Source organism: Micromonospora sp. NPDC085948, assembly GCF_040686315.1.
Taxonomy (GTDB): domain Bacteria; phylum Actinomycetota; class Actinomycetes; order Mycobacteriales; family Micromonosporaceae; genus Micromonospora.
In genome coordinates this window covers 46,310-60,532 of sequence record NZ_JBFBJW010000005.1, presented here as the reverse complement: position 1 = coordinate 60,532, position 14,223 = coordinate 46,310, and the positions used below count along the sequence as shown (strand labels likewise).

General features: G+C 71.0%; 16 protein-coding genes. 7 read left to right on the top strand and 9 right to left on the bottom strand.

Annotated features, from left to right (window positions below; translation table 11 throughout):
* Nucleotides 1-140: 140 nt before the first annotated feature.
* Nucleotides 141-1,055, bottom strand: coding sequence for a MerR family transcriptional regulator (locus AB0O48_RS15520; RefSeq protein WP_357570297.1), 915 nt, complete (start codon nucleotides 1,053-1,055; stop codon nucleotides 141-143).
* A gap of 118 nt (nucleotides 1,056-1,173) precedes the next feature.
* On the opposite strand from AB0O48_RS15520, the gene eno reads away from it, so the two are divergent.
* A complete protein-coding gene (gene eno / locus AB0O48_RS15515) occupies nucleotides 1,174-2,439 on the top strand; it encodes a phosphopyruvate hydratase (protein WP_357570295.1) in 1,266 nt (421 codons plus the stop codon).
* A 111-nt stretch (nucleotides 2,440-2,550) separates the two neighbouring features.
* The gene (locus AB0O48_RS15510) at nucleotides 2,551-3,588 is read left to right on the top strand and encodes a hypothetical protein (RefSeq protein WP_357239645.1); all 1,038 of its coding nucleotides are present in this window, start codon (nucleotides 2,551-2,553) and stop codon (nucleotides 3,586-3,588) included.
* 77 nt (nucleotides 3,589-3,665) lie between these two features.
* On the opposite strand, the gene AB0O48_RS15505 is transcribed toward AB0O48_RS15510, so the two are convergent.
* The 3 genes from AB0O48_RS15505 to AB0O48_RS15495 are packed head-to-tail and all read right to left on the bottom strand — an operon-like array spanning nucleotide 3,666 to nucleotide 5,517.
* Nucleotides 3,666-4,073, bottom strand: coding sequence for an arsenate reductase ArsC (locus tag AB0O48_RS15505; protein WP_365066038.1), 408 nt, complete (start codon nucleotides 4,071-4,073; stop codon nucleotides 3,666-3,668).
* A gap of 17 nt (nucleotides 4,074-4,090) precedes the next feature.
* Nucleotides 4,091-5,179 carry an ACR3 family arsenite efflux transporter gene (gene arsB, locus AB0O48_RS15500; RefSeq protein WP_365066035.1) on the bottom strand — a complete coding sequence of 363 codons (1,089 nt, stop codon included), beginning with the start codon at nucleotides 5,177-5,179 and terminating at the stop codon, nucleotides 4,091-4,093.
* Complete coding sequence (locus tag AB0O48_RS15495) at nucleotides 5,176-5,517, bottom strand: metalloregulator ArsR/SmtB family transcription factor (protein WP_357239636.1); 342 nt, start codon at nucleotides 5,515-5,517, stop codon at nucleotides 5,176-5,178. The genes arsB and AB0O48_RS15495 overlap by 4 nt, the downstream gene beginning before the upstream one ends.
* A 94-nt stretch (nucleotides 5,518-5,611) precedes the next feature.
* On the opposite strand from AB0O48_RS15495, the gene AB0O48_RS15490 reads away from it, so the two are divergent.
* Together AB0O48_RS15490 and AB0O48_RS15485 are read left to right on the top strand one after the other, a co-directional pair.
* On the top strand, nucleotides 5,612-6,109 hold the full coding sequence (locus tag AB0O48_RS15490; RefSeq protein ID WP_357239633.1) for an N-acetyltransferase family protein: 498 nt from the start codon (nucleotides 5,612-5,614) through the stop codon (nucleotides 6,107-6,109).
* Nucleotides 6,110-6,156: 47 nt separating this feature from the next.
* A complete protein-coding gene (locus tag AB0O48_RS15485) occupies nucleotides 6,157-7,548 on the top strand; it encodes an FAD-dependent oxidoreductase (RefSeq protein ID WP_357570292.1) in 1,392 nt (463 codons plus the stop codon).
* Between the two features lie 152 nt (nucleotides 7,549-7,700).
* Here the strand turns inward: AB0O48_RS15485 and AB0O48_RS15480 are convergent, their stop codons facing one another.
* Nucleotides 7,701-8,054, bottom strand: coding sequence for a TraR/DksA C4-type zinc finger protein (locus AB0O48_RS15480; protein WP_357570291.1), 354 nt, complete (start codon nucleotides 8,052-8,054; stop codon nucleotides 7,701-7,703).
* A 111-nt stretch (nucleotides 8,055-8,165) separates the two neighbouring features.
* Here AB0O48_RS15480 and AB0O48_RS15475 point away from each other — a divergent pair, with 111 nt between their 5' ends.
* Complete coding sequence (locus AB0O48_RS15475; protein ID WP_357570290.1) at nucleotides 8,166-8,756, top strand: TetR family transcriptional regulator; 591 nt, start codon at nucleotides 8,166-8,168, stop codon at nucleotides 8,754-8,756.
* A gap of 126 nt (nucleotides 8,757-8,882) precedes the next feature.
* Nucleotides 8,883-9,233, top strand: coding sequence for a DUF1330 domain-containing protein (locus tag AB0O48_RS15470; RefSeq protein ID WP_357239622.1), 351 nt, complete (start codon nucleotides 8,883-8,885; stop codon nucleotides 9,231-9,233).
* 64 nt (nucleotides 9,234-9,297) lie between these two features.
* On the opposite strand, the gene AB0O48_RS15465 is transcribed toward AB0O48_RS15470, so the two are convergent.
* The 4 genes from AB0O48_RS15465 to AB0O48_RS15450 all read right to left on the bottom strand — a co-directional run bounded on the left by AB0O48_RS15465 (nucleotide 9,298) and on the right by AB0O48_RS15450 (nucleotide 13,551).
* Nucleotides 9,298-10,515, bottom strand: coding sequence for a ferritin-like domain-containing protein (locus AB0O48_RS15465; RefSeq protein WP_365066029.1), 1,218 nt, complete (start codon nucleotides 10,513-10,515; stop codon nucleotides 9,298-9,300).
* A complete protein-coding gene (locus AB0O48_RS15460) occupies nucleotides 10,512-11,357 on the bottom strand; it encodes a PhnD/SsuA/transferrin family substrate-binding protein (protein WP_357570289.1) in 846 nt (281 codons plus the stop codon). The genes AB0O48_RS15465 and AB0O48_RS15460 overlap by 4 nt, the downstream gene beginning before the upstream one ends.
* Nucleotides 11,357-12,526 (bottom strand): acyl-CoA dehydrogenase, encoded by a 1,170-nt coding sequence (locus AB0O48_RS15455; RefSeq protein ID WP_365066025.1) that lies wholly within the window; start codon nucleotides 12,524-12,526, stop codon nucleotides 11,357-11,359. The genes AB0O48_RS15460 and AB0O48_RS15455 overlap by 1 nt, the downstream gene beginning before the upstream one ends.
* A 77-nt stretch (nucleotides 12,527-12,603) precedes the next feature.
* Nucleotides 12,604-13,551, bottom strand: a complete 948-nt coding sequence (locus AB0O48_RS15450) for an ion transporter (protein ID WP_357239610.1) — start codon at nucleotides 13,549-13,551, stop codon at nucleotides 12,604-12,606.
* 256 nt (nucleotides 13,552-13,807) lie between these two features.
* Between AB0O48_RS15450 and AB0O48_RS15445 the strand changes: the two genes are divergently transcribed.
* Nucleotides 13,808-14,167, top strand: a complete 360-nt coding sequence (locus AB0O48_RS15445) for a hypothetical protein (protein ID WP_365066021.1) — start codon at nucleotides 13,808-13,810, stop codon at nucleotides 14,165-14,167.
* The last annotated feature ends 56 nt before the right edge of the window (nucleotides 14,168-14,223 follow it).

Below are 14,223 nucleotides of genomic sequence, written 5' to 3'. Positions count from 1 at the left end.
AGGCGGCTGCCTCGAGTGCACGAGTCAGAGCGAATGCGGTCAGCTCGATTGGTCGTTGGGTGTTGTGGCGGACGCCGCATCGATCATGTTGCAGAAGTAACGATGGACGCCGAGCAGTGCGGCTAGTTCGACGACGACTTCTAGGCGGCGACCGCGCCAGGGGCCTGGCGTCGCTTGGTGAGCCACCGCATCACGTGCAGCGGGTGCGACGCCGGGTCCGGAATCGGGTGGAAGACGTGTTCGACCTCGCCGTCGGCGATGATCAGCGTCAACCGCTCGTAGAGCGTCATGTCCCCGGCGGTGCGGGTGGGCAGCCGCAGCGCGTCGGCAAGCGTCAGCCGCGGGTCGGGGATCAGCGGGTAGGGCAGCCGCAGCCGGTGGGCGAGTTCCCGCTGGTACCCGGTCGACTGCGCGGACAGGCCGTACACCCGGGCCGCGCCGGCGGCGCGGAGCTCCGCGTGGTGGTCGCGGAACCAGGCGGCCTGCTCGGTGCTGCCCCGGGCGCCATGGACCTCCAGCAGCCCGTTGGGCAGGTCGACACCCGGCCGCCCGGTCAGGGGGTACACGAAGATGACGGTGCGCCCGGCGCCGAGCGCGCCGAGGTCGACCGGGCGGCCGTCGGTCCCGTAGAAGGACAGGGGCGGCAGGCGGGTGCCGACCAGCGCGGCGGGGTCGGTGCCGACCGCCGCGCTGCCGGGCACGACCTGGGTCGCGGCCGCGTCGAGGCGGGCGTCCAGCGCGTCCCGCTGGGCGGTCAGTTTGCCGATCCGCTCCTGCAGGCCGGTGATGGTGCTGCGGTACGTCGCCACCGCCGCCGCGCAGACGTCGGCGTCGTCGGCGCCACTGGCGATCGACTCGACGAACGGTCGGGTCTCCTCGACGGTGAGGCCGAGCGCCATCAACTCGCGGATCTGGGCCACCAGCCGCACCGCGATCGGGTCGTACTCCCGGTAGCCGTTGCCCAGCCGCCGGGGCACGACCAACCCTGCCGACTCGTAGTACCGCAAGGCCCGGACCGTGGTCCCGGTCCGTCGTGCCAGCTCACCCACCCGCATCCCGCGACCCTAAACCCGCACCCCGGGGTACGGGTCAACGTGTCGATCGTCGCGGTGCCAGGGCCGCCGTTTCCTGCCAGTCTGGCGGCGAAAAGGCAGCTTGAACAGGGAGTGTGTGATGACGGCAATCAGTCGGGTGTGGGCTCGGCAGATCCTCGACAGCAGGGGCAACCCGACCGTGGAGGCCGACGTGGTCCTCGCCGACGGGTCGACCGGCCGGGCGGCCGTGCCCTCCGGTGCGTCGACGGGAGCGAACGAGGCGGTCGAGCTGCGCGACGGGGACGACACGCGCTTTCACGGCAAGGGCGTCACGACGGCCGTCGCCGCGGTGAACGGCGAGATCGCCGACGCGGTGCTCGGACTCGACGCGGAGGACCAGGCGCTGATCGACGAGACGATGATCGCTCTCGACGGGTCGAAGGACAAGGGTCGGCTGGGTGCCAACGCGATCCTGGCGGTCTCCCTGGCGACCGCGAAGGCGGCGGCGTCGGCACACCGGCAGCCGCTGTACCGCTACGTGGGTGGCGTCGGCGCCCGTCTGCTGCCGGTGCCGATGATGAACATCATCAACGGCGGCGCGCACGCCGACAACCCGCTCGACTTCCAGGAGTTCATGATCGCCCCGGTCGGCGCGCGGACGTTCGCCGAGGCGGTCCGGATGGGCGCGGAGGTCTTCCACACCCTCCGGAGGTCCCTCGCGGCGGCCGGGCACAGCACCAACGTCGGTGACGAGGGCGGCTTCGCGCCGAACGTCACGGACGCCGAGGAGGCGCTGCGTTTCGTGCTGCGCGCCATCGAGGGCGCCGGGTACGAGCCTGGCACCGACCTGACGATCTGTCTCGATCCGGCCAGTTCGGAGTTCTTCCGCGACGGCGTCTACGACTACGTCGGTGAGGGGCGCCAGCGCACCGTCGAGGAGCACATCGACTACCTGGTGGACCTGCTCGCCCGGTACCCGATCAGTTCGATCGAGGACCCGATGGCCGAGGACGACTTCGCCGGGTGGAAGCGGCTGACCGCAGTGGCGGGGGAGCGGGTGCAGTTGGTCGGCGACGACGTCTTCTGCACCGACGTCGACCGGCTGCGCGACGGGATCGAGGGCGGCTACGCCAACGCGATCCTGGTCAAGGTCAACCAGATCGGCACGCTCACCGAGACCCTCGCGACGGTGGACGCCGCCCACAAGGCGGGCTACCGGGTGGTGCTGTCACACCGCTCCGGAGAGACCGAGGACACCACGATCGCCGACCTGGCGGTGGGCGTCGGCTGCGGGCAGATCAAGACCGGCTCGCTGTCGCGCTCGGACCGCACAGCCAAGTACAACCAGCTCATCCGCATCGAGGAGGAGTTGGGCGATCGCGCCGTCTACGCGGGGAGTCGCTGAGAGTACGACCTCGACATCCTCGTTACTCTGCGTCGATTGCACGGCAACGCCCCGGCCTCTATAACTGGAGGTTCGCTTCCGTCGATTCGACGGGCTTCCAACGGGGGTTCCATGAAGAGAACGTCAATTCTCGCTGCCAGTGTGCTCGGCGCGGCGCTGGTCGTCAGCGCCGCGCCGGCACCTGCCCAGGCCGCCGACCTCCTGCGGGTCAACAGCGCCTACGGGTCCTCGGAGGGTGTTCGGGGCAGATTGTTCGTCTCCATCACCTCGACGCAGCCGATCGCCGAGATTCGCGCGGAGATCGTCAGCGAGGCGCACGTGCCAGTCGCCCAGACCTCGGACTTCGTCGTCGACTCGGAGACGCCGGACGCCACCATCTGGGCGACGCCGGCGCCGTTGATCCTCGATGAGCTCGGCGACCACCGGGTCCACGTCGAGGTCACCGACACCGCGGGCAACCACGTACGAGAGGACTTCGCCGGTTGGCTCAACTACCGGGTCGCCACCTTCCTGGAGGATGTCACCATCGACCGCAGCACCATCGACTACGACCACCGTGAGGTGACCGCGCGAGGTGTGCTCAAGGGACGCTGGCCGGGCACCGGCGAGATCCGGCCGCTCGCCGACGTCCCTGTCGACATCAACGCGGGCGTCGGCTCTCCGCCGGTGCGTACGGGGGCCGACGGTTCGTTCACCGGGACCGTCACCCTGTACGCCTACAACTCGGAAGTGATGGTGCAGTACGCGGGTTCCTACGGCGAACTCGGCTTCGAGCAGTCTGAACCGGTCAACTTCCAGTTGCCGATCGTGCCCCGCAAGACGCGCGTCACCGCGACGGTGGACCGCACCCGCATCGTCGCCGGCGAGACCGTCCGGGCCAGCGGCCGGCTGTCCTGGCTCACCCCGTCCGGTTGGGCACCGCTCCCCAACCAGGCCTTCGCGATCCTGTTCGTGCTGTGCGACGACAACGGCTGCTACAACCAGTACGGGTTTGTGAACACCAATGCCAAGGGGCGGTTCGCACTCGACCTGGCGCCCTCCCAGACGGGATACCTGCACACCAGCTTCTGGTCGAGCGACCCCTTCATCGGCGAGAGCTCGACCCGGACGCAGGTTGTCACGGTGGTGCCCGCGAAGGCGCGGCGGTAGCGCGGCGAGGGCTTCGTCGGCAGGTGCGGTGATCGGCGGGCCGTCGAGGTCTGGCTCCCCGATCACCGCTGGCGCGGTCAGGCGGTGGGGCGCAGTTCGGCGAGGAGCTTCTCCACCCGGCCCCGGATCTCGTCGCGGATTCCGCGGACGGCCTCGACGTCCTTGCCGGCGGGGTCCTCCAGCTTCCAGTCCTCGTAGCGCGTGCCGGGGAAGACCGGGCAGGTGTCGCCGCAGCCCATCGTCACGATGACGTCGGAGGACTGCGCGGTCGCGTACTCCAGAAGTTTCGGGGTCTGGTCGGTGATGTCGATGCCGGCCTCGCGCATGGCCTGCACGGCGGCGGGGTTGATCGTCTCGGCCGGCGCGGAGCCGGCCGAGCGGACCTCGACGGTGTCACCGGCGAGGTGGCGCAGCCAGCCGGCGGCCATCTGGGACCGGCCGGCGTTGTGGACGCAGACGAACAGGACGCTGGGCTTGTCACTCACGGCGGGTGCCTTCCGGGTTACGGGGTTGCGGAGGTGGTGGGGGTGAAGAAGCGACGCGCCCACAGCGAGACATAGACGAGCCCGACCAGGACCGGCACCTCGATCAGGGGGCCGACGACTCCGGCGAGGGCCTGGCCGGAGGTGACGCCGAAGGTGCCGATCGCGACGGCGATGGCCAGTTCGAAGTTGTTGCCGGCGGCGGTGAACGCGAGGGTGGTGGTGCGCTCGTAGCCGAGACCGATGGCCCGGCCGAGGGCGTAGGAGCCGGCCCACATCAGGGCGAAGTACACCAGTAGGGGCAGGGCGATGCGGATGACGTCCAGGGGTCGGCTGGTGATCGCGTCTCCCTGGAGGGCGAACAGGATCACGATCGTGAACAGCAGCCCGTAGAGGGCCGCCGGGCCGATCCTGGGCAGGAAGCGTGCCTCGTACCAGGTGCGGCCCCTGGTGCGCTCGCCGAGACGGCGGGTGAGGTAGCCGGCGAGCAGCGGGATGCCGAGGAAGATGAGCACGTTGCGGGCGATGTCCCAGGCGGAGATCGTCAACTCGGCGCCGGACAAACCCAGCCACTGCGGGAGCACGGACAGGTAGAACCAGCCGAGCAGGCCGAAGGCGACGACCTGGAAGACGGAGTTGAGCGCGACCAGGACGGCGGCGGCCTCCCGATCACCGCAGGCGAGGTCGTTCCAGATGATGACCATGGCGATGCACCGAGCCAGACCGACGATGATCAGCCCGGTGCGGTACGCCGGCTGGTCGGCCAGGAAGATCCAGGCCAGGGCGAACATCACGGCGGGGCCGACGACCCAGTTGAGGACCAGCGAGGAGATCAGCAGCCGGCGGTCGCCGGTGACGGTGTCGAGCCGGTCGTAGCGGACCTTCGCGAGCACCGGGTACATCATGATCAGCAAGCCGATCGCGATCGGTAGCGAGATTCCGCCGACTGTCACCGCTTCCAGCGCGCTGTCCAGGCCGGGGATCAGGCGACCGAGGAGCAGGCCAGCAACCATCGCCAGCCCGATCCAGACGGGAAGGAACTGGTCGAGTCGGGAGAGCCGGCCACCGACGGCGCTCTCGGCGGGGTCGTTCCGAATTGTCGCTGTCATGTCGCCGGTGCCACGGTGAGCAGCGCGGCGAGTTGGCGCAGGAGGGCCGGCCGGGCGCGGTAGTAGACCCAGGTGCCTCGGCGTTCGGCGTCGACCAGCCCCGCCTCGCGCAGCGTCCTGAGGTGGTGCGAGATGGTCGGGCCGGTCAGGTCGAACGCGGGGGTCAGATCGCAGACGCAGATCTCCCCGCTGTCGGCGGAGGCGATCATCGACAGCAGTTGCAGCCGCACCGGGTCGCCGAGGGCCTTGAACGCGGGCGCGAGCACCGCGGCGGCCTCGGCGGGTACGCGCCGCTCGGTCAGCGAGGGGCAGCATTCCGGCGCTGCTTGATTCGACATTGCTCTAGGTTGACACTTCTCTAATCAGTGTGCAACTGTCTGATTCGACGAACGTCAAGACAGTCGTCTGATCTCCTCGGAAGGGAATCTGCCGATGGTCGACATCACCGTGCGACCCATGACCGACACCGATGCCGACCGGGTCCTGGCGATCTACCAGGCCGGTCTGGACGCCGGCAACGCCAGCTTCGAAATCACGGCGCCGACCTGGGCGGCCTTCGACGCGGCACGGTTGGCCGAGCACCGCTTCGTGGCCCTCGACCACGACGGCGGCATCGTCGGCTGGATCGCCGTCTCGCCGACCTCGACCCGCGCGGTCTACGCCGGCGTGGTCGAACACTCCGTCTACGTGGACCCGGCCGCCCAGGGCCGTGGCGTCGCCCGCCTGCTGCTGGACGCCCTGATCACCTCCACCGAGGCCGCCGGCATCTGGACCATCCAGTCCGGGATCTTCCCGGAGAACGTCGCCAGCCTCACGCTGCACCAGCGCGCGGGGTTCCGTGTCATCGGCGTACGCGAGCGGGTCGGCCGCCACCACGACCGATGGCGTGACGTCGTCCTCCTCGAACGCCGCAGCCCCGTCATCACCTGATGAGCCCACGCCGCTCCGACCCGACCACCACCACGAGGAGTCACCTGATGAACGCCCTGGACGGCCTTCCCGTCGTCGTCATCGGCGCCGGCCCGACCGGCCTCGCCGCCGCCGCGCACCTGCACGAGCGGGGCCTGACCTTCGTCGTCCTCGAAGCCGGCGACGCCCCCGGTGCCGCCGTCGCGCAGTGGGGGCACGTACGCGTCTTCTCACCCTGGCGGTACAACATCGACCCGGCCGCCCGTCGGCTCCTCGACGCGGCCGGTTGGGTCGCCCCCGACCTGGATGACCTGCCCACCGGCGCGGAGCTGGTCGGCGACTACCTACGACCCCTCGCGGAGCTGCCGCAGCTCAGGCCGCACGTCCGCTACGGGGCACACGTCGAGGCGATCAGCCGGCTCGGCCTCGACCGGCTGCGCACCGCCGGCCGCGACACCACACCGTTCCTGCTCCGCCTCGCCGACGGCGAGGAACTGTGCGCCCGCGCCGTCATCGACGCCTCGGGCACCTGGCGTACGCCAAACGTCCTCGGTGCGTCAGGCCTGCCCGCGCGGGGCGAAGCCGACGCGACGGCGTACCTGGAACACGCCCTGCCGGACGTGCTCGGCGTCGACCGGGACCGGTTCGTCGGTCGGCACACCCTGGTGGTGGGCGCCGGTCACTCGGCCGCGAACACCCTGCTGTCCCTGGCGGAACTGGCCGCCGCCGAGCCCGGCACCGAGGTGACCTGGGCCATCCGGGCCGCCTCGCCGACGCGTACCTACGGCGGCGGGACCGCCGACGCCCTCCCGGCGCGGGGCGCGCTCGGCTCGCGGCTGCGCGCGCACGTCGACGCCGGCCGGATCCGGCTGCTCACCGGGTTCTCCGTGCAGGCGCTCACCGCGGCGGACGGCCGCGTGAGCGTGGTCGTGCGCGACGCCGCCGGCGCCGACGAGTCGATCACCGTCGACCGCGTTGTCGCCGCCACCGGCTTCCGCCCCGACCACACCATCGCCGCCGAGCTGCGGCTGGACCTGGACCCGATCATGGGAGCCACCCGCGCCCTGGCCCCGCTGATCGACCCCAACGAGCACTCCTGCGGCACCGTTCCACCACACGGCGTGGACGAGCTCGCTCACCCGGAGCGCGGCTACTACGCCGTCGGCATGAAGTCCTACGGTCGGGCGCCGACGTTCCTCATGGCCACCGGCTACGAGCAGGTCCGCTCCGTGGTCGCCGCTCTCGCCGGGGACTGGGCGGCGGCTCGGGACGTCCAGCTCGACCTGCCGGAGACCGGTGTGTGCAACAGCAGCCCCGCCGACGCGGTGAACGGCGACAACTGCTGCGGGCCGGACCCGACGGGGCGTGGAGAGTCCACCGGCATCTCCGCAGGGCTGCGGTCCGCACCGATCAGCCTCATCGCCCTCGCGGCCGTGCCCGCAGGAGACTGTTGCAGCTGATCAACCGGGTACGACGGTGCCCGGCGCGGGCGCGGCTCCCGGAGTCATCAGGGCGAGGCGCCGGGCAGCCGGGGCAGAACGGCCCCGGACGTGAGCCTTCCTCCGGCCGGGGCATCGTGGGGCGGACCACCGCCCCGGCCGGCGGGCACCCGTCACCGCCGGCTGGCGCAGGCGACACACGTCCGCGCCGACGGGCGGGCGAGGAGTCGTTCGGCGGGAATCGGTCGGGAGCATCGTTCGCAGATGCCGTAGCTGCCGTCGTCGATCCCCCGGAGCGCGACGTCCAGCTCGGCCAGCCGTCGGCGGGTGGCGTCCAGGACGGCGGTGAGCTGGGCGCGTTCGAAGGCGATAGTGCTGCCCTCCGGGTCGTGCTCGTCGTCGGCGTTCGACGACCGGGACGCCTCGAAGAGGCTGCGCAGGTCGCCCTCCAGGGCGGCGGCCTGGGAATCGGTCTGCTCACGCAGCCGCAGCAGTGCCTCGCGGGTCGTGCTGGGGTCGCTGGTCATGGTCCTCCACGGTACTGCCGGGATGACCGTGGTCACATCACTGGCATTCCGAGACGACCGGTCATATTGTGGTGGACGTCAGCCAGCACCCGAGCGAAGGAGCGTCACGACATGCCACGACCCAAGTCGCCGGCCTCCGCCGGGACCAGGCAGCGGTTGTCCGACGCCGCGCTGGATCTGTTCCATCTGCGCGGCTACAACGGGACGAGCGTTCAGGACATCGTCGCCGCCGCCGGCGCGCCGAAGGGCACCTTCTACAACCACTTCGCCAGCAAGGAGGATCTCGCCCTCGACTCGGTGGCGAGATACTCGGCGGCGATGGGGCTGGAGATGCTGGACGAGAAGCGGGGCGGGACGCCGCGCGAGCGGATCGTCAACCACCTCCGTTACATCACCGGCCTCGGCGACACCATGGGGGATCGGGGCTGTCTGCTCGGCAACTTCGCCAGTGAGATCCCGGCGCACAGCGACGTTCTGCGCACCGCCGTCGACGCCGGCTTCGGCCGCTGGGTCGCCGCGCTCGCCGTGACGATCGAGCAGGCACGTGCCGCCGGTGAGCTGCACGGTGACGAGCCTGCCGCTGACCTGGCCGGCTTCATCGTCTCCAGCTACGAGGGCGCGGCAGCGCGGGCGAAGGCCTCCGGTGACCTGACCGCCCTCCACGAGTTCCTCACGATCACCCTGACGCGGATCCTCGCCTGATCCACGTCGGTCCCCACCCGCGTTGACGTGCGCGTCAGGCCAGCTGCCGCGGCGTCCACCGGTTCCAAGACGACCGGTCGTACTTATGCGACCGGAGAACCCAACACCCACGTTGAGGAGTGCGACATGAGCACCTACCTGATCAACCACCTGCGTATCCCCGGCGGTGTGCCGACCGAGGAGTCCCTGCGTTACCTGGAGCAGGTGCAGGCCACCACCGAGCCGTACGGCGCCAAGTGGCTCGTCCTGGACGCCGAGGTGCAGGTCATCGAGGGCAGTTGGCCCGGCTCGGTCGTGCTGATCGAGTTCCCGGACGCGGACACCGCCAGGACCTGGTACAACTCGCCCGAATACCAGGCCATCCTGTCGCTGCGCGTCGCGCACACCATCAACGACCTGATCCTGGTGGACTCCGTCGGCCCGGACTTCACGGTGGCCGGCTACGCGGGTCAGATCCGGACCCTGCTCGGCCAGTGACCAGCGCTGCCTGACCTGCCGTACCCCGATCCCCGCGCACGCCGTGGCCGTGCGCGGGGATCGCCTACATGAAGTTGCGGGTGTGCAGGGCGGAGAGGGCGGCGGCCTCGTCGGGCCGGAAGCCCAGCCGTACCAGCCGGCGTTGGCGGCCCTGATCCATCGCGTGTTGCAGGGCCTGCACCCGGTCGTGGCCGGCGGACACCTCGTCCGGGTGCCAGCCACCCGAGGCGAGCACCACGAGCGCGTCGAAGACGTCCGCGTTGAGGCCGGCGGTGTCGACGAGCGCGTCGTGGCGGCGGTGGATGGCCGCCCGCAGTCGATCTCGCAGCAGCGGGTCGAGCTGTGCCTGATGCTCCAGGTGCGCCATGCCGAACACCACGTGCCGGCGTTCGTCCTGCCGGGCGAGCCAACAGATCCGACGTGTCACAGGGTCCGGGGCGTTCTCGTGCAGGAACGAGAGCAGATCCACGAAGCTGCCCTCGCCGAGCACGGAGAGCAGGAAGGACGCCAGGGCGAAGTCCGACTCCGCGACGAGCGTGAACAGCGACTGCCGACCGCCAGCGGAGGACGTACCCAGGTCGGCCCCCCGCAGCAGCGCCCGCCGGCTGAAGACCTCCATGTGCCGGGCCTCGTCGGCCATCTGCACGGCCAGCAGCTGCACCACCTCCCGGAAGTGCGGGTGGATGCGCCCCACGAACCGGGCCGGTACGACGAGCGCGGCCTGCTCGTTCTCCACCAGGTAGGTCATCACCTGCACCACCGCGGCCTCGACGTCGGCCGGCAGCACGAACGGGTCGTCCCACGGCACCGCGGCCTGCGGGTCCCACTGTCGGGCGGCGGCCTGCGCGTACAGGTGGGGGGCGATGTCGGCCCACACCAGGTCGCGGTCGTCCAGGTCGAACCGGGCCTCCGGACCACCGGCTTCGAGGAGGGCGCCCCGGGCGCCGAGCCCCCACCGCGCCGGTGGACGGCTGCTGAGCGCCGACGGGAGGGCCGGCCCGGCCCGCTCCGCGCCGAACCAGCGGTCGTCATCCGCCGATCCGCGGACCACCACCGCGACGAGGCCGCTCCGGTCACCCGGATCCGGCCACTCGACCCGATGACCCCGGCCACGGCACCAGACCGGCAGGTGTACGCGCAGCGCCGGATCACGGCCGTGCACCGCCACCCGGCCTCCCGGTGGCAGGCCGGCCAGAGCACGTTGCACCAGCAGGTGCGCGCCCCGGCCGAAGCCCAGGTCGCCGAGGTGGGCCTCGACGTCGGCGGCCGGTGCTCCGCTCACGGCCGGTAGTCCGTGGCCGTCACCCGCCCGTCGGGAGAGTAGAACCCGCTGACGTCGACCGCCCTGGCGAGCAGCGTGTACCCGATCGTGCGGCCGTCCTTCCAGGCCGTCAGCCCCTCCAGGTCGAGCAGCGGACGCACCTGCGGATCGGCGTACGACATGCCGAGCAGCAGCGTGCCGAAAAGCTGGACCCCGGCGGACTCCGGCCCGCGGACCGTCATGTTGCAGTGGTCGTAGCGCGCGGTCTGCCCGACGATCCGGGTGCCCTCGGGAGGCAGCGTGCCCTCCCGCACGAACGCCAGATGGTTGGCGTCGATCATGCAGACGGCGTCGACCTCCCCGGCCACCAGGGCGCGGGCTGCGTCGCGCTCCCCGCCGATGTGGTCGCCGTGCAGGCCGACACCGACGTCGAACCGGCGCACGTCGACCTCGACGCCGGCGCTCGCGAGGTGCTCCAGCGGAATCAGGGTCGCCTGCGGACTGTCGACCGCGCCGACAGCCACCCGTTTTCCGGCGAGATCCTCGACCTGCCGCACCGGTGAGTCGGCGCGCACCACCACGACCGAGGTGAGGTCCTGGTCGGTGTCGCGCATGGTCAGCGCGTGGACGGCGGTGCCGGTGGCCGCCGCCAGGCGTTCGGCCCGCAACCAGGCCAGGGGCGAGTTCCAGGCCGCGTCGATCCGGCCGGCGACGAGATCCTCGACCTGCCGCTCGTAGTGCGAGTAGAGGACGAAGTCGAAGTCCAGGCCGCGCCCGCGCAGCCAGGCCCGGAAGCCCTCCCAGATGGTCACCACCTTGGGGTCGTACGCGACCGCGCCCATCAGGACGGCCGGCGCCGGCATCAGCGGTTGGCCCCGTCGAAGAGGGGCAGCCCGGTGGCGACCCGACCGACGAAGTCGAGCAGGGCGTCGGTGGTCGGTGCCATCACCCGGGCCGCGCGCGCGTCGCGGAAACGGCGCTCGAGGCCCAACTCCCTGCGGAACGCGCTGCCGCCGCAGAGCTGCATCGCGCCGTCGGTCACGTCGGCGACGGTCTCGCCGGCGAGGGCTTTGACCTGGAGCACCCGCAGCATGGCGTCGTCGCGGCCGGTCTCCAGCGCGGAGACGGTGTCACCCAGGAAGGCACGCAGGGCATCGGTGCGGATCATCAGTCGGGCGAGGTCGCGGCGGGTGACGGGCGCGTCGCGCAGGGCGGCGCCGGTGTGGGTGAGCGTCGTCGCGGTGAGATGTCGGCCAGCCTCGGCGACCGCGCTGTCGGCGAGACCGAGACAGAACGCGGCATTGAGCACCAGGAACCAGGGCAGCCCCGCGCCCAGCGCGGTGTCCAGCCCCGCGCCGTCGGTCGCCATCATCGCTGTCGACGGGACGCGGAGCCCCTCGGCGGTCATCGGTCGGGAGCCGTTGCCGCGCAGGCCCAGCCCGTCGAAATCGCCGGTCACGGTCAGGCCGGGACTGTCGGCGGGAACGAGCCAGAGCGTCATCGGGCCGGCGTCGGGGGCCACCGGGAGGCTCGACCAGACGTAGCTGTTGGCCTCGCCGGCCGAGGTGACCCAGCTCTTGCGGGCGTCGAGGCGGATCGTGCCGTCGTCGGTGGTGCGCGCGGTGCCGGTCGGCGACCAGAAGTGGCTGCGGGAGCCGTACTCGGAGAAGGCCAACGTGGCGAGATGACCGCCGGTGGCGATGGCCGCGCGGACCTCGCGCGGGCCGTGCGCCTCGATGACGGCGGTCGCCGCGTAGTGCATCAGCACCACCATCGCGGTGGACCCGCACTCGGCGGCCAGCCGCTCGACGACCTCGGCGACCACGCGCATGCCGTGACCGCCGCCACCGACCTCGGTCGAGGAGGCAAGGCCGAGCAGGCCGGCCGCGGCGAGGGCGTCGACACCCGAGCGGGGGAAGGTCCCCTCCCGGTCGACGATCGTCGCCTGCGGTCGGATCACGTCGTCGATGACGGTGCCGAGGGTGCTCGCGACGTCGGTGCGGGAATGGGCATTGTCGACAGTGCTCGCCATGCTGGTGCCCCTTCGGCCGAAGCGGTGGGACCGTCGTCGACACTATCCGAACGGGAGCACGTAGCGCGAGCGTCGGATCACCGTCTGGCGCGGGCGCCGTCCCGGTGCGGCCGGCCGTGCCCGTCGTCCCGGTCGATCCGCAACTCGCGCTCCAACTCGGCGATGACCGCCCGCAGGTCGTCCAGCCGTTGGGTGAGCGCGATGCGGTCCACCTCGTCCGGTACGCCGTCGCCGTCCTCGTCGTAGTCGGGGGCCAGTCGTTCGGTCATCTCCAACCGGCGGGCCTCCTCCATCGAGTTGACGATGACGGCGATGAGGATGTTGAGCAGCAGGTTGACGGTGATGACCACATAGCTGACGTAGTAGAGCAGCGTCCACGGCGAGATGGCCATGCCCTGCTCGATGAGGTCCGGCAGCGTCTCCAGCGACAACAGCACGAACAACGTGAGCAGCGACTTGCCGATGTCGCCGTACTCCTCCGGATAGCGGTTACCGAAGATCAGCCAGCCGGCCATGCCGTAGACGTAGAGGGTCACCACGGCCAGGGCGAGGAAGCCGGTGACGCCCGGGAGGCTGCGCCACAGCGCGGAGACGATGGTCCGCAGGCCCGGCGAGAACCGCACCAACCGGACCATCCGGGCGACCCGCACGACGCGCAGCAGCGCGGGGTCGCCGTGCAGGCCCGGTATGAAGATCGCCGCGATCACCACGAAGTCGAAGACGTTCCAGCCGTGTCGGAAGAAGTCCTGGGGACGCCTGCCGTACGCCGCCAGCCGGACGCCGATCTCGACGACGAAGACGGCCCGGAAGAGCAGCTCCAGCCAGTGCAGTGCGGTGCCCGCCGGCGTCAGGTCGTCGTACGTCTCCAGGCCGAGGACGACCCCGTTGGCGAGGATGACCACCACAATGACGATCTCGAAGGGGCGTGACCCGGCGAGTCGGGCACACTGCTCGACCCAACGGGACCGGGGCTGATCGGGTGGGGTCGACTCACGCCGCTGGGCCGGCACCGATGCGCCACTCACTGGTCCGCCGGCTCGATCGTGGATGCCACGACCACCGTCTGACCCCGTCCCCGGGCGTCGTCGTGACGGTGCGGGCGGGGTGCGGACATGCCGACCAGCCTAGCCAAGATCAATGATCGGGGGAGCGCACGACCCGCTCGGGCGCTCGTGGTGTCGGACGTTCCACCATCCGCCGTGGCGTCGACTGGTCTAGGTTCCGGTGGTGGGTGGAACCGGCTGGCCGTACAGCCGGAGATGCGGTGACGGGAGGTGTGCGATGACAAATTCTGATCTTGCCGAACTGCGGGAACGGGCCGCTAACGGTGACCGGGACGCGGTCGACCAGCTCGTCGAGCTTGCCGGCGAACGAGGTGACCTGGCGGAGCTGCGTCAGCTCGCGGAGAGCGGCAACGCCGACGCGGCGGCGCAACTCGTCGAGCTCGCCAGTGAACTCGGCGACGTGGGCGAGCTGCGGCGTCTGGCCGATCGGGGTGACCGGGACGCGGTCGACCAGCTCGTCGAGTTGGCAGCGGAGCGGGCCGACGTCGGTGAGCTTCGACGGCTCGCCGACGCGGGCAGTCGCGACGCCGACGACGTGTTGGCCGAGCTCACCGACCAGGAGGACGAGGCAGAGTAGACGCCGTACGCCGGGCGGGTGCTGGGGAAGCGCACCCCGCGGCGGGTGGCGACGGT

Coding starts and splice junctions, on each gene's coding strand:
- AB0O48_RS15480 (WP_357570291.1), bottom strand. CDS start 8,054: ATGACCAGCGACCCCAGCACGACCCGCGAGGCACTGCTGCGGCTGCGT.
- AB0O48_RS15470 (WP_357239622.1), top strand. CDS start 8,883: ATGAGCACCTACCTGATCAACCACCTGCGTATCCCCGGCGGTGTGCCG.
- arsB (WP_365066035.1), bottom strand. CDS start 5,179: ATGACAGCGACAATTCGGAACGACCCCGCCGAGAGCGCCGTCGGTGGC.
- AB0O48_RS15445 (WP_365066021.1), top strand. CDS start 13,808: ATGACAAATTCTGATCTTGCCGAACTGCGGGAACGGGCCGCTAACGGT.
- AB0O48_RS15475 (WP_357570290.1), top strand. CDS start 8,166: ATGCCACGACCCAAGTCGCCGGCCTCCGCCGGGACCAGGCAGCGGTTG.
- AB0O48_RS15460 (WP_357570289.1), bottom strand. CDS start 11,357: ATGCCGGCGCCGGCCGTCCTGATGGGCGCGGTCGCGTACGACCCCAAG.
- AB0O48_RS15455 (WP_365066025.1), bottom strand. CDS start 12,526: ATGGCGAGCACTGTCGACAATGCCCATTCCCGCACCGACGTCGCGAGC.
- AB0O48_RS15485 (WP_357570292.1), top strand. CDS start 6,157: ATGAACGCCCTGGACGGCCTTCCCGTCGTCGTCATCGGCGCCGGCCCG.
- eno (WP_357570295.1), top strand. CDS start 1,174: ATGACGGCAATCAGTCGGGTGTGGGCTCGGCAGATCCTCGACAGCAGG.
- AB0O48_RS15510 (WP_357239645.1), top strand. CDS start 2,551: ATGAAGAGAACGTCAATTCTCGCTGCCAGTGTGCTCGGCGCGGCGCTG.
- AB0O48_RS15490 (WP_357239633.1), top strand. CDS start 5,612: ATGGTCGACATCACCGTGCGACCCATGACCGACACCGATGCCGACCGG.
- AB0O48_RS15495 (WP_357239636.1), bottom strand. CDS start 5,517: ATGTCGAATCAAGCAGCGCCGGAATGCTGCCCCTCGCTGACCGAGCGG.
- AB0O48_RS15520 (WP_357570297.1), bottom strand. CDS start 1,055: ATGCGGGTGGGTGAGCTGGCACGACGGACCGGGACCACGGTCCGGGCC.